This is a genomic window from Zobellia alginiliquefaciens, from assembly GCF_029323795.1.
GTDB lineage: Bacteria > Bacteroidota > Bacteroidia > Flavobacteriales > Flavobacteriaceae > Zobellia > Zobellia alginiliquefaciens.
Genome location: NZ_CP119758.1, coordinates 2186875 through 2200231, shown reverse-complemented (window position 1 = coordinate 2200231; position 13357 = coordinate 2186875). Strand labels below are relative to the sequence as shown.

The following is a 13357-nucleotide window of genomic DNA, read 5'->3' as shown; positions in this document are numbered from 1 at the left end:
CAGCCTAGCCGGTTATTATAGAAGTCCCCACATTAACCTATTATGACCAAACAGCAAATTCTAAAATACTTGGCCATACTACTTTCTGGAAGTAGTATTTCTTTATTTATTTTCTTTTCTATAAATACTAGATACCAGCTAAGAAACATGGCCGCAATAGACAATGCAGTCAATAAATCCGTGATTAAACTAGAAGATGAACTCAATAAGATCAACTTAGTTGTTGAGTCAATGGCCTTCTTTTATGAGAATAAAAGTTTTATACCGCAACACCTTTTTGAGCGCTTTACAAATCCCTTTTTAAATGAACTCAATGGCATAAAGGCCCTAGCTTGGGCTCCTAGAATTACAGATTCGGAAAAAACTAAATTTGAAAAGTTTACCGCAATTACAGAAGCCGACTCCTTAAGAAACTTACTCCCTATAAAGGCGATAGATCTACATTATCCAATTCGTGTTCTAAACCCGTTAACGCCTTTAAAGAAAGTGCTGGGCTACGACTTGTATTCCGACAGTACCAGAAGGGAAGTTATAACTAGATCCATACGGACAAACAAACCGGCAATATCCGGATTGATAACATTGATGTCGGATGATCGCGACGCCAATGGAATTCTTGCCTTAAAATCTATTAACAATCCAAAAACAGGTGAACACAAAGGAATTGTGCTAGGAGCTTATAAAATGAACAAGCTTATTTCCGAAACCTTAAATTCCGAAGTTAAGGTCTTGGACATGTGTATTCATGATGATGTTAATAACACCACTTTGTTTACTAATATGGGTGAATGCAAGGTGAACGATAAAAAATCCAATAAGAATATTATAAAAAAAACTATTAAGGCAGTAGACCGAGAATGGCAAGTTCATTTTGTTCCGAAGCCGGAATACTTGTCTTTCCCACATATTTTTGAATCTTATGTAGTGCTTATTTTAGGTTTAATTACTACATTTTTATTGGTATTAATTGGTTATAAAAAAGACAACCATAATGATCGTCTTGAAGCCCGCGTATTGCTACGGACTGCAGAACTAGAAGAATCCAACAAACAAAAAGAGAATCTACTACGTGAAATCCATCACAGAGTAAAAAACAACCTTCAGATTACATCCAGCCTCATAAATATGCAAAAACGCAAGCTGGTCAGTAAAGAAGCGATTACGGCCCTACAGGATAGTCAAGCTAGAATATCTGCGATAGCACTTACCCATCAAAAAATTTATCAAGATAAAGATTCAAAAGCGGTGAATCTTCATGAATATCTAAAGGATTTAATGGAGTATCAAAATAAAATATCCCCAACTTTTAGCTACACCATTAATTGCCCGGAAATATCCATAGACCTTGATCGGGCCGTTCCGCTGGCTCTTATTATTTCGGAATTGGTTACAAATGCCGTAAAACATGCGTATCCGGATACCACCAAATACAACGAACTCATTATAGATGTAGATGTGCTAGACGATGGAATGGCAGCTTTTTCCATAAAGGATAATGGCAAAGGGCTCCCCGAAAATTTTGTGATAGAAAATGCAGAAGGTATAGGTTTTGATATTGTAAAGGCACTATGCCGACAAATTTCGGCTGAATTAAGTTATAATTCTGACGGCAACGGAACTCATTTTACCGTAACTTTCCATAACAGAACATAACTAACCGCTTACCACGGCAAACTCAAATCAAAATGATATGATACAAAAAATATTGATTGGCTTTATCGCTTTTTTGCATCTTTACTTTCTTTATTTTGAGATGTTTGCCTGGACCACAAAAGGTCCCAAAATATTCCGCAAATTCCCTTCAGACCTCTTTGAAGCTACCAAACCAATGGCTGCCAACCAAGGTTTATATAACGGTTTTCTGGCTGCAGGTCTTATTTGGTCTCTCTTCATAACGGACACGATTTGGCAAACCAATGTTTCGCTATTCTTTTTAACCTGTGTATCTATTGCTGGTTTGTACGGTGCTTTGTCCGTAGAGAAGAAAATCTTTTACATACAAGCCTTACCTGCATTGGTTGCAATAGCCCTTACCCTATTTAGCTAAATATTCCATCTCAATTGACCTCGGTATCATTCACAATAATGCAGTGAGTAATATTTATTTTTCTGCCTTAGAAAAAGTATCTTTATAAAAAATATAACAATACACTGTAAAAAAGTTATAAAATGTCAAAAACAGCATCGCAATTTGGTATAGACACCGCCCTTAAGGATTTAGGTATTCAAGATATAAATAACGGAACCTCTACCGGTTCTTTAAATTTTGGTTCTGGTGAAGTTATTTCATCACATTCCCCCGTAGATGGCGCGTTAATTGCTAAAATAAAATCTACTAAAGAAGCGGATTATGAAAAAGTGATGCAGTCCGCAACTGAAGCCTTCAAAGTATGGAGAACAAAACCTGCCCCAGCACGCGGAGAGATTGTTCGCCAATTTGGCGAAAAACTACGAGAGAAAAAAGAAGCCTTAGGCAAACTTGTTTCTTACGAAATGGGTAAAAGCTACCAAGAAGGTTTAGGAGAGGTTCAGGAAATGATAGATATCTGCGATTTTGCAGTTGGCCTTTCAAGACAACTCCATGGCCTTACCATGCACTCGGAAAGACCGGGTCACCGTATGTACGAACAATATCATTCTTTGGGCGTGGTAGGTATCATATCCGCATTCAACTTCCCGGTTGCCGTTTGGGCATGGAACACGGCCTTGGCATGGATTTGTGGCGATGTATGCGTCTGGAAACCTTCAGAAAAAACACCTTTATGTGGCGTAGCCTGCCAAAATATAGCCGCAGAAGTCTTTAAAGCCAATAATTTACCCGAGGGTATTTCTTGTTTGATCAATGGCGATTACAAAGTAGGTGAAATGATGACCAATGATAATCGAATTCCTTTGGTATCTGCCACTGGCTCCACACGTATGGGAAAAAATGTTGCACAGACAGTAGCTTCCAGATTAGGTAAATCCTTGTTGGAACTTGGGGGAAACAATGCCATTATCGTAACGCCCGATGCAGATATAAAAATGACGGTTATTGGTGCAGTTTTTGGAGCTGTAGGAACAGCTGGGCAACGTTGTACATCTACAAGAAGATTAATTATTCATGATAGCATTTATGACAAAGTTAAAACTGCTATTGTTGATGCTTACAAGCAACTAAGAATCGGAAATCCTTTAGACGAAAACAACCATGTAGGCCCCTTAATAGATACCGATGCAGTATCTTCCTATAATGCAGCATTAACCAAGGTTGTAGAAGAAGGCGGAAAAATAATTGTAGAAGGCGGAGTTCTTGAAGGCGAAGGCTACGAAAGCCGTTGTTATGTAAAGCCGGCAATAGCCGAAGCCAAAGCAAACTTTAAAATCGTGCAACATGAAACTTTTGCACCGGTTCTTTACCTACTAAAATATTCCGGTAGTATTGAGAATGCCATTGAGGCCCAAAATGGGGTGGCTCAAGGATTATCGTCAGCCATCATGACGAACAACCTTAGGGAAGCGGAACATTTCTTATCCGTTGCAGGAAGTGATTGCGGTATTGCCAATGTAAACATAGGAACTTCAGGAGCAGAAATAGGTGGTGCTTTTGGTGGAGAAAAAGACACCGGAGGTGGTCGTGAATCCGGATCAGATGCTTGGAAGGTGTATATGAGAAGACAAACTAACACTATTAACTACACCACGGAACTACCTCTAGCACAAGGCATAAAATTTGACCTTTAGGATTTAAGTGTTTATATATGTGAAAACCCGCCGTTAATCACTTGTCCTTCCCCCGAATAGACAAACGAAAAATTAGCGGGTTTTTAAAACACTAACTCAAATAACTATTTTAAGAACGTATTAAAATTCTTTATGATGGTTATATTCTATTTTGACCACCTTTTATTGGCTTCGTCTTGCCCACTCTCCAACTTCCTTGAAGTAATGTCTGTATGCCCAAGACTATAAACATGCAAACAAAGGTTGCTACCTTTATTATTTCAACTTTCATAACTTGTGTGTTTTGGTCCATCTGTTTTGCACTATAAATGTATCTATCTTAGGTCAGCACAAAAAGCGATAATGTATGACCCTATGGAATACCCCTATAACTTGCTCGTTTTCATGTATAATCGGTACGGTTCAAAAAAATTCATCAAATCCAATTATCAGAAGCTATCCTTAGTATTGAGTAGTATTTTCACTTCTTCCTAAATCAACAGAAGACATAAACAATACATTTACAACAAGTTAAGCTCTCTTTTGTATTTCGGACCAAGAAAGCCCAAAGAGCATCAAAAATTATAAGTCTAATTCATAAATTAGTGTTCTGTGAATTTTTTGTAGTACTTTACCTATTAATTTTTTAGATTTAGAAATTATTTGGTTTTTTTTAATACATTGTACTCTAAACACTTATAACCCATTAACTATGAAAAACACCACCCTTTACCTACTTGGTATTATCATTACCATTCTAGTAGGTACGTATTTCTATTTTTCGTGTTGTAGCTATTGCGGCACAATCGTTTCACAAAAAGAAGAGCCAGAAAAATCAGTGACACCTGCCCCGGTTGCTCCAAAAGCAACTTCCTATCCTTTTGCTTTGGGCGCAGGTGACTTTGCCTATTCTACCGAAGATAACTTTAACTTTAACATGTCGTCACCCAACTATCTGGAACCTGTTTCAGAAAATGTAAGAAATGGAATCTTACCTGGGCTGAAAAACTTTATGACCAATAATGAGAATAAAGTACTGAACATTACCGGGTATTATACCAGTGACGAAAAAAATAATTCAGCTTTTCCCAACCTAGGTTTGGCCCGTGCAAATTCCGTAAAGAACTATTTGGTCTCTCAAGAAATTCCATCTTCACAGATAAATACCAATGGGAAACTAATGGACAACATGGTTCCGGACAATAACATCTACCACGGACCTGTAGACTTCGCTATAGAAGAGGTCTCGGAAGATGCTGAAGACGAAATAAAAGCCATGTATGATAAAATAACAGCGAACCCGTTAATCCTGTATTTTGATACCGCCGAAGCTTCCATCAACCCATCGGAAGAGCAGCGACAGAAAATAGCGGACATTACACACTACCTTGATAAGGTGGCAAAAGCTCAGTGCCAGATCACAGGTTATACTGATAGTGAAGGTAGCCGTAGTACCAACATGAGACTGGGTCAACAAAGAGCGGATTTTGCAAAGGCCTACCTTATACAAAATGGCATATCCGAAAGTAGAATTAAAGCAGACTCCAAAGGGTCAAAAGACCCTATTGCCACCAACGACACTGAGGAGGGAAGGGCAAAAAACAGACGAACCGTAATAACTATTAAATAATCTACAAACTAAATTGAATTAAAATGGAATCAGAAAACATAAACATTTGGTGCTGGATAATCCCCCTTATTGTAGGTGTGATATGTGGTATTCTGGGATATCTTATAGGCAAAGGAAGTAACAAGATAATAGACAACTCCGAAGATTTAAAGCGTTGCCATGACAAGAATGCAAAACTAAAAGCCGATTTAGAAGCATGTAACCAAAAACTTTTAACAACTCCAGAACCGGATGTGTCCAGTTCGTTAGGAAGCGTTGCCGCAGCAGCACCTATAGCAATGGCTCCTGAACCAGTACTAATTCCTTTTGATGCAGCAGCGGCAAAAGCAGCAATCGGAAAAACTGTTAAAGAAAATAATTTAAAAGTGGTTGAAGGTATCGGACCAAAAATAGAAGGCCTTTTTCAAGCTGAAGGTATAGATACATGGAAAGCGCTATCCGAAACATCTGTAGCCAGATGCCAAGAAGTACTTAAAGGCGGGGGCGACCGTTATAAAATTCACGACCCTGCATCTTGGCCCATGCAAGCAAAAATGTGTTATGAGGGTAAATGGGCCGAGCTTGCCAGATGGCAAGATGAACATGACCACGGAAAGTTATAATTTTCAACTTTTACTATTCAAATGAACCCTCCCTCAACGGAGGGTTTTTCTATTACTATAGGTCATTCATCGAGAAAACCGTACTTCTTATATTTTTCACAACTATATAGCCTTAGTTCACAACAATAATTTAGGAGAAACGAGAATCTACCGTAAGTTTACAGTGTAATTAAGTGATAGTATTGACCCCAAATCGACTCTAAAACTTAACCGAAACAAGTAACGAACCCCAATCCGTTATTTGACCTAGAGAAAAAAGAATATACCTACTTAAGCAAAAAAAATCCGATTCTGTAACGAGTCGGATTTTTTGATTTAGAATGTTTTGAGAAGGTCTACGGAATTAAATCATGCCGTTAGCATCTACCCACTTAAATTTATACTGATCTTCAGGAAATTTCATTCTTTCTGAAATCCGCTCCAATCTTGCTGGTAACTTAATCAGGTAGTCTCGTGCTTTTTCAGCTTCGTCAGAAAGGCTTCTTACCTTATCAAGCTCCCAATACGCATTTAGTTTTCTAAGAATATCAACATAATCCTGTGCCGTATAAACACCTAAACGCTGTGCACAATTAGAAAAATTCTCAAATGCCGTTCCTATTGTTCCACCGGATTCACGTAAAAAATGAGCTGGCATCACAATTTTCTTCTTCATCATATCTGCAAAAGCCAGCATCATACCAGATGGGTCTTCGCCAAAAATGGTTTTCACAAACTCTCTATATGCCAAATGGTGACGCATTTCATCACCTGCAATAATGGTACACATCTTACCTAATAAAACATTTCCTTTTTTCTTAGCCATTTGACCAACCCTCTTGTGAGATATGTTGGTGGCCAATTCCTGAAATGAAGTATAAACGAAGTTCTTATACGGATCTCTATCGGTTCCAATATCAAAACCATCGGAAATTAAATGCTGTGTGGTAATCTCTATTTCACGCATATTTACTCTTCCGGATAAGTAGAGATACTTGTTCAATACATCTCCATGACGATTTTCCTCTGCCGTCCAAGCTCTAACCCACTTGGACCAGCCGTTTTTTTTATTAGGGCCATGTTGGTCAATTCCCTCAACATCCATAAGCCATGACTCATATGTTGGCAGGGCTTCCTCAGTAATGGTATCCGCTACCATAGTTACCCAAAAATCGTATCCTAATTCTTTAGCTTCTCCTCTAAGTTCCCTTACCGATTCTAAGAAACTATCACTTTCCGAGTCAGGTAAGAAGTCCGTAGGTTGCCATATGTCTTCTGGCTTTATGAGAAAAGAATCCATAAACCCATCCACCTGCGGCTCAATTGCCTGCATCACCTCTAATCTTATGTTCTTTTCGGACATAGTTCTATTTTTTGTAAAGATCGTAATTATCTAATGAAAACATGAAAATAAACTGTCTATTTTCAATTCCTACCCGGTTCATTTGGGTACAGGGTATGAACTGGGTCGCTCTGCCAAACCATCTTTGTATCAACATCTAACATTGAAAGCGGTCCTTTAAAAGCGGCTCCTGTATCTACATTCCAAACATTGGCTGCCTGCTTTGGCTCCGCTACTCCGATTTTTGTAATAGGCGTATGACCAATAAAAATCTCTTTGTATTGTGTCAACCGTTTAGGATAGTCAGATTCAGTTTCTTTTAGGTCTGGGTTCAAAGACCTTGCCAACTCCCAAAGTGTGCGATCCCAATAAAAAGTTTCCTTAAAATATTCATGGTCTACGCCTTTTAAATTGGTAAAACCCGCATGAAGGAAGAGTCTATTTTTAGCATCCAAATAATAATTTTCAAGACTCTGATAGAAAAGAATGTGATCCTTTTTAGTCTCATCATCCGTTCTTTCATAGGAAGCCAATGTAGCACCGCCACCGTGTTGTAACCAAAGTGGATTGTCCTTATCATCTCGCAACCACTCTAAACAAAGTTCATCATGGTTTCCTCTAACAAATGTGCAGTTATGGGTTTTATTTAGTGCAATTAAAAAATTGACCGTTTCGGCTGCTTCGCTCCAACCATCTACATAATCGCCTAAAAAAATAAGTTTATCGTCAGAAGTTACTTTTGCTCTTTCAAGCACTTGTTTTAAACCTCTTAAACCAGAGTGTATATCACCTATTACCAATGTTCTCATTGTGCAAAAATCGTAATTATACCAATGATAGCAAGAATAAAAAGTATCAAAAAAAATATTTTCCAGAAAGAATACGGTCTACTACCGCTTAATTCCCCCGTCTGACCATTAATGTAAAAGTTATATTCTTTACCGTTATAGCGATATGAACTGATATAAACCGGAAGCAGTATATGTTTGAACGTTTCGTCGGAAAGTTTAATGTCAGCATGAGAAATTCGTTGGGTATCACCACCTATATCTTTTCTGATCCACGTATTGGCAATCTCCTTTGCTTTCTGAAATGAGGAATGGTGTCCTTCTTTAAGCGATACCGTATATTTCTCTGTTACAAAACCCGACAAATACTTTGAATTGAAAGGAACTAACTCCTTAACATTCCAAAATGCAATCTTTGCAGGAATGTCTTTTCGTTTTTTTTCAGAAGCGTTAATTAGAATATCATCAACAAAACCATTTACAGCACCAGATGCAGAAGACCAACGTGTTTTTCTAACTTTTCGTTTTTGAATGCCATTTTTGGTGCGTACCCGCTTGGTCTCGTAATAATAGTCACCTCTTTGTCCTTGGTATTGAGCATTTAAATTAGCGTCAAACGTCCAATACGGCAGATATAAACCATGTAACCCTTCTGGATCAAGAGCAGCTCGTTTCAACTTATTTGGCGCAAACCAGAGCCCACCAACCCATGTTTTGAAAGTTGCTTTTGCCTTTTTGGCATCCATCTGAAATGGAACGAGAGCTCCGGGCACAATCCAACCCTCTCTTTCTACATCTTCGAGAATTAAGGGCTCACTGCAGTATATACAGTTTAGTGATTTATAATTCTCCTCTACGTGTTGATTCGCACCACAATTTTTGCAATGGAGTATATCAATAGTTTCTGTATAGGCGTTCTCGCCCACTACTGTCAGGTAATGCTGAAGTTCTAGCTCTTCAAAACTACTTTTGGTCTGTTCTATAAACTCTTCATAACCGCAATATTCACATTTTAGTTGATGCGAACCTGGTCTGAACTTTAACTCGGCACCACAATTGGCACACGCCTTTTTATGTTCCGATTGTTTTGTTTCTTCTTCCATCAATCAGTTTACCTCAATTTCTAAACTCAGTATTTGCATATGACAAAAGCAGCTTGTATCTTAATTTGGTAACGGCGGTGGTGTATTACCCCCTAAAAAGGATTTTAACTCTTCTACCTCCTTTAAAGCCGTCCAGTTTTGCATTCCCTGTTTCCAAACCAATGAATCTCTGTTAATGGTTCTACTAGCAAAAAGTTCTTTTAACTTATCAAAAGGAACTGGTCCGTTCTGCTGACCGTTGGCCGCATAAAAATACTGAACTTGAACTGGCATTGGTGGTGGCACGGAAGCTGCTTGTGCCTGACCACCAAACGGTTGTTGTGTTGCCTGCGGGCTCATCATATTCCCCATTTGTTGTGCTAATACAAAACCCATGCCCATGCCCATGCCGGCACCTGCTGTACCTCCTTCATTTTTGGCAGCAGCCTCCATAGCTTTCGCGGCCTTAAATTGAGAAAGTTTGACCATGTCTAACTTATCTAACCTGCTATATTCAAAAATTTCTTTCTTGAGTTCTTCGGGCATAGAAACATTTTCAATATAGAAACGCTCTAGTTCTATACCTACTCGCCCAAATTCAGGTTGCATTACCTCTTGGCACGTTTCTGAAAGTTCATTGGTATTAGCGGCGTAAAGTTCTATGGGCAAATTGGCTTCACCAACCGTATCCGTAAAACGAGTGACAATCAAACTTTTTAGATGTTCATTAACCTCATAGTTCGTAAAATTACCGTCCGTACCCACTACATCTACAACAAATTTTCCCGGGTCTTTTATTCTAAAACTATAGGTGCCAAAAGCCCGTATCTCCACTAACCCAAAGCGCTCATCGCTCAACATCACCGGGTTTTTCGTTCCCCATTTTTCATCGGTAAACAAATGCGTATTCACAAAATAGACCTCCGCCTTAAATGGGCTATCAAAACCGTACTTCCACCCTTTTAAAGTAGTAAGAATTGGTAGGTTCTTCGTATTGAGGGTATAGGTACCGGGCTTAAAAACATCGGCCAACTGCCCCTCATTGATAAAAACCGCCGTCTGTCCTTCACGAACAATCAATTTGGCATTGTTTTTTATTTCATTTTGATACCGCTCAAAACGATGAACAATGGTTTCATCAGTATTATCTAGCCATTCAATTATATCTATAAACTCATGGCTAAGCTTCTTCTTTATTTCGTTGAACAAATCCATTTCTAGTGAAGTTTAAAATTTTTAATAAGGTAGGGGATTTCTTGAAAAGGGACAAAGAAGGGTTAGCGCAATTTCGATTTGATGGGATAAATAACATAAATTTGACCCAACTCAGCATGTACTTGCAAAGCGCAAAGTTATAATTGGTAAAATCTTAAAAACCACACTATTCATAATGAAAACCATATACTGCATAGGAGAATTACTTATAGATTTTGTGGCCATTAAGCAAGGAAACGACCTTTCAAAAGCAAATGAATTCACCAAAAAAGCGGGTGGAGCACCTGCAAATGTAGCTTGTGCCATTTCCAAATTGGGAGGTAAGGGTCAATTCATTGGAGCGGTCGGAAACGACCCTTTTGGAACATTTTTACTGAATGTGCTTAAAGAAAACAGGGTGGACATTTCCCTTGCCCAACGTTCTAAAACCTTTACCACAATGGCTTTTGTGTCTTTAGCGGAAGATGGCGAACGAGATTTTGTCTTTAGCAGAGGCGCTGACAAAAAACTTAAATATGACTCATCATTAAAAAAACAACTCAAAGGAAATATAGTCCATTTTGGTGCAGCAACCGGTTTTTTGGGAGGTGGATTAGAAGAATCATATGACCGCTATTTATTTGATGCGCTAACCCAAAATGCTTTCATCAGCTTTGACCCTAATTTTAGAGAGGATCTATGGAAAGGTGAAGAAGAAACCTTTGTGCGAAAAAGCTTGAGGTTCATTGAAAAATCGCATTTATGTAAGTTTAGTGAAGAAGAGGCCCAATTAATTTCGGGTGAAAGTGATTTAGAACGCGCCTGTAATATTATACATGAAATAGGATGTCCTACCATTTGTGTCACCTTAGGCGGAAAGGGCACATTGGTTAGTACATTGAAGCAGAAAACTATAATAGAAAGCATCAAGGTTAGCCCTGTAGATACTACAGGTGCAGGCGATGCCTTTATTGGTTGCCTTTTATATCAAATATCTAATTTAGGCGAACCTTCAAAAATCTTAACGAATTACGATCAACTGCTAGAAATGGTTGCAATTGCTAACAAGGCCGGAGCAGTTACCACCACGGGATACGGTGCCATCCCTTCGTTACCTGATAATGAAGCGGTGTTCAAAGATTAATCAATTATATCTCACCTTTCTTAAAATTCTCAAGGCCTCCTTAATACCTAAATATACTTTGGGGTACCCTTTTTTCAATAACGAACGCGCCATCTCCATTTGTTCTTTCGCCTCGTCAAAACCGTTTAGGTAACAAATTAAATAGCTGTCGGGCAGATATTTTAAATCCACTTTCTCCGCTGGTTTTAATTCTATCTTTTTCTTAATTTTCTCCAGCATAGCGTTATTGGCATTCCAAATATGAAAAAGATTCTTTTTGTTGTATTTGGGAGGGTCAAAGATTAAGTGGCTTTCTATTTTATAGGTTCCGTTATCAAAAAAATTAATGACTACTTTTTCTAACTGAAAATACCGCTGTTTAGAACCCAGTCCTAATTGCACATATTCAATCATTGTAAAGGAATCCTCATCATAATCAATACTTATTTCATCCAAGGCCGAATAGAAAAGCCTAACCTGTTCGTTGATCAGTTCAATATCCACACGTGAATAATAGACGTTGTCCTTCACCGTTTTTTTATTCCCTGCCCAACAAACAACAAATTGCTCTTTAAAGACCTTATAATCATTGGTCAAATGCTTATGTCTATTATTGATGAAGTCAATTACGCCATCTAAGGTTAATTCTATATTATTTCTTGCGTGCTGCTCTATAGTTGCTACAGTTTCGGAATTCATATCCCGCAACACAACGCCATAAGCCTTTGGCATACTAATACTACCATCTCTAAAGAAGACCATACCCCCATAATATTTCCAAATATTCTTTCGCAGGGCACAGACTTTACCATTAGACCTAATGGTTACAAGCCCCACTACCTTACCTTCACGTAAATTTGGAAATGGAATATTCTCATATGAAATTAAAGGAGGGTTATCTAAATAAGCATTGACCAAATTTTGAATCTTACTATCATCAAAAAAATCGACCCCAACTATTTTATTGTCCTCATCTTCTACTCCAATAACAATAAATGAATTGTTCTCCGGGTTGCTATTGGCCAATGCACAGACATGCTTTAAAAATTTGGCCTTACCCTCTTTTTCACCAATGCTTATAAAACGTTTCTTGTCATAAAAACTATTCTCGTCATTATGAGCAAGTAAGTTTTTTACAAGTAAACGTTTATTAATCATAATGACCTATTCAATAGAGTTGCAGAAGCTTGCGCTGTAGGCATAACAATTAAATCGGCAATGTTTACGTGATACGGCCGGGTAACCACAAAATGTATGATTTCAGCAATATCCTCGGGTTTTAAAGGCTCAAAACCATCATAGACTTCATCGGCCTTATTATCATCTCCTTTAAACCTCACATTACTAAATTCGGTTTCTACAGCTCCAGGGTGAATCCCTCCCACCTTAATTCCGTACGGGTTCAAATCCATTCTCATTCCTTTGGTTAGTGCATCAACCGCATGTTTACTGGCACAATACACATTTCCTTTGGGGTAGACCTCTTTCCCCGCCGTAGACCCAATATTAATAATATGGCCCGATTTTCTTTCCACCATATGGGGAATCACAGCTTTAGAAACATAAAGCAGCCCTTTTACATTAATATCTAGCATGGCATCCCAATCGTCTGTATTTCCCTGATCAATAGGGTCTAGACCATGGGCATTACCTGCGTTATTGACCAAAACATCTATCTGGGAAAAATCTTGTGGTAAAGAACCTATCGCTTTAAAAACAGCATCTTTATCCCGTACATCAAAATTTAGGGTCTGTACCTCACATTGTTTACTTAATTCTGACTGAAGCGCATCAAGACGCTCCTGTCTTCTTCCGCAGAGCACCAGTTTAAAACCTTGTACCGCGAACAAAATAGCTGTTGCACGCCCAATACCACTGGTTGCCCCTGTAATTAATACGGTCTTTCTCATAGCAT

Annotated in this window: 13 protein-coding genes; 6 read left to right on the top strand and 7 right to left on the bottom strand. The window is 38.4% G+C overall.

The window, feature by feature from the left end; genetic code table 11:
• Nucleotides 1–42: 42 nt before the first annotated feature.
• The 3 genes from P0077_RS09315 (at nucleotide 43) to amaB (ending at nucleotide 3723) form a co-directional block, all read left to right on the top strand.
• The gene (locus tag P0077_RS09315) at nucleotides 43–1653 is read left to right on the top strand and encodes a CHASE domain-containing protein (protein WP_276168906.1); all 1611 of its coding nucleotides are present in this window, start codon (nucleotides 43–45) and stop codon (nucleotides 1651–1653) included.
• 37 nt (nucleotides 1654–1690) lie between these two features.
• Nucleotides 1691–2047: a DUF1304 domain-containing protein gene (locus tag P0077_RS09310; protein WP_276168905.1), complete on the top strand. Its 357-nt coding sequence runs from the start codon at nucleotides 1691–1693 to the stop codon at nucleotides 2045–2047.
• A gap of 122 nt (nucleotides 2048–2169) precedes the next feature.
• On the top strand, nucleotides 2170–3723 hold the full coding sequence (gene amaB, locus P0077_RS09305; RefSeq protein ID WP_276168904.1) for an L-piperidine-6-carboxylate dehydrogenase: 1554 nt from the start codon (nucleotides 2170–2172) through the stop codon (nucleotides 3721–3723).
• A gap of 139 nt (nucleotides 3724–3862) precedes the next feature.
• Here amaB and P0077_RS09300 read toward each other — a convergent pair whose 3' ends face one another.
• Nucleotides 3863–3994, bottom strand: coding sequence for a hypothetical protein (locus P0077_RS09300; RefSeq protein WP_276168903.1), 132 nt, complete (start codon nucleotides 3992–3994; stop codon nucleotides 3863–3865).
• Between the two features lie 420 nt (nucleotides 3995–4414).
• On the opposite strand from P0077_RS09300, the gene P0077_RS09295 reads away from it, so the two are divergent.
• Nucleotides 4415–5332, top strand: coding sequence for an OmpA family protein (locus P0077_RS09295; RefSeq protein ID WP_276168902.1), 918 nt, complete (start codon nucleotides 4415–4417; stop codon nucleotides 5330–5332).
• Between the two features lie 23 nt (nucleotides 5333–5355).
• On the top strand, nucleotides 5356–5934 hold the full coding sequence (locus tag P0077_RS09290; RefSeq protein ID WP_276168901.1) for a hypothetical protein: 579 nt from the start codon (nucleotides 5356–5358) through the stop codon (nucleotides 5932–5934).
• Between the two features lie 343 nt (nucleotides 5935–6277).
• Here the strand turns inward: P0077_RS09290 and P0077_RS09285 are convergent, their stop codons facing one another.
• From P0077_RS09285 to P0077_RS09270, 4 genes are all read right to left on the bottom strand, one after another.
• The gene (locus P0077_RS09285; protein ID WP_276168900.1) at nucleotides 6278–7276 is read right to left on the bottom strand and encodes an acyl-ACP desaturase; all 999 of its coding nucleotides are present in this window, start codon (nucleotides 7274–7276) and stop codon (nucleotides 6278–6280) included.
• 62 nt (nucleotides 7277–7338) lie between these two features.
• On the bottom strand, nucleotides 7339–8064 hold the full coding sequence (locus tag P0077_RS09280; RefSeq protein WP_276168899.1) for a metallophosphoesterase: 726 nt from the start codon (nucleotides 8062–8064) through the stop codon (nucleotides 7339–7341).
• The gene (locus P0077_RS09275) at nucleotides 8061–9146 is read right to left on the bottom strand and encodes a TFIIB-type zinc ribbon-containing protein (RefSeq protein ID WP_276168898.1); all 1086 of its coding nucleotides are present in this window, start codon (nucleotides 9144–9146) and stop codon (nucleotides 8061–8063) included. The genes P0077_RS09280 and P0077_RS09275 overlap by 4 nt, the downstream gene beginning before the upstream one ends.
• Before the next feature lie 60 nt (nucleotides 9147–9206).
• A complete protein-coding gene (locus tag P0077_RS09270; RefSeq protein ID WP_276168897.1) occupies nucleotides 9207–10340 on the bottom strand; it encodes an SPFH domain-containing protein in 1134 nt (377 codons plus the stop codon).
• A gap of 175 nt (nucleotides 10341–10515) precedes the next feature.
• Between P0077_RS09270 and P0077_RS09265 the strand changes: the two genes are divergently transcribed.
• Complete coding sequence (locus P0077_RS09265) at nucleotides 10516–11463, top strand: carbohydrate kinase family protein (protein ID WP_276168896.1); 948 nt, start codon at nucleotides 10516–10518, stop codon at nucleotides 11461–11463.
• Here the strand turns inward: P0077_RS09265 and P0077_RS09260 are convergent, their stop codons facing one another.
• Both P0077_RS09260 and P0077_RS09255 read right to left on the bottom strand, forming a co-directional pair.
• Nucleotides 11464–12600 carry an ATP-binding protein gene (locus P0077_RS09260; RefSeq protein WP_276168895.1) on the bottom strand — a complete coding sequence of 379 codons (1137 nt, stop codon included), beginning with the start codon at nucleotides 12598–12600 and terminating at the stop codon, nucleotides 11464–11466.
• A complete protein-coding gene (locus P0077_RS09255; protein WP_276168894.1) occupies nucleotides 12597–13352 on the bottom strand; it encodes an SDR family NAD(P)-dependent oxidoreductase in 756 nt (251 codons plus the stop codon). The genes P0077_RS09260 and P0077_RS09255 overlap by 4 nt, the downstream gene beginning before the upstream one ends.
• Nucleotides 13353–13357: the final 5 nt, after the last annotated feature.

Coding starts and splice junctions, on each gene's coding strand:
- P0077_RS09300 (WP_276168903.1), bottom strand. CDS start 3,994: ATGAAAGTTGAAATAATAAAGGTAGCAACCTTTGTTTGCATGTTTATA.
- P0077_RS09260 (WP_276168895.1), bottom strand. CDS start 12,600: ATGATTAATAAACGTTTACTTGTAAAAAACTTACTTGCTCATAATGAC.
- P0077_RS09280 (WP_276168899.1), bottom strand. CDS start 8,064: ATGAGAACATTGGTAATAGGTGATATACACTCTGGTTTAAGAGGTTTA.
- P0077_RS09265 (WP_276168896.1), top strand. CDS start 10,516: ATGAAAACCATATACTGCATAGGAGAATTACTTATAGATTTTGTGGCC.
- P0077_RS09295 (WP_276168902.1), top strand. CDS start 4,415: ATGAAAAACACCACCCTTTACCTACTTGGTATTATCATTACCATTCTA.
- amaB (WP_276168904.1), top strand. CDS start 2,170: ATGTCAAAAACAGCATCGCAATTTGGTATAGACACCGCCCTTAAGGAT.
- P0077_RS09290 (WP_276168901.1), top strand. CDS start 5,356: ATGGAATCAGAAAACATAAACATTTGGTGCTGGATAATCCCCCTTATT.
- P0077_RS09310 (WP_276168905.1), top strand. CDS start 1,691: ATGATACAAAAAATATTGATTGGCTTTATCGCTTTTTTGCATCTTTAC.
- P0077_RS09255 (WP_276168894.1), bottom strand. CDS start 13,352: ATGAGAAAGACCGTATTAATTACAGGGGCAACCAGTGGTATTGGGCGT.
- P0077_RS09285 (WP_276168900.1), bottom strand. CDS start 7,276: ATGTCCGAAAAGAACATAAGATTAGAGGTGATGCAGGCAATTGAGCCG.
- P0077_RS09270 (WP_276168897.1), bottom strand. CDS start 10,340: ATGGATTTGTTCAACGAAATAAAGAAGAAGCTTAGCCATGAGTTTATA.
- P0077_RS09315 (WP_276168906.1), top strand. CDS start 43: ATGACCAAACAGCAAATTCTAAAATACTTGGCCATACTACTTTCTGGA.
- P0077_RS09275 (WP_276168898.1), bottom strand. CDS start 9,146: ATGGAAGAAGAAACAAAACAATCGGAACATAAAAAGGCGTGTGCCAAT.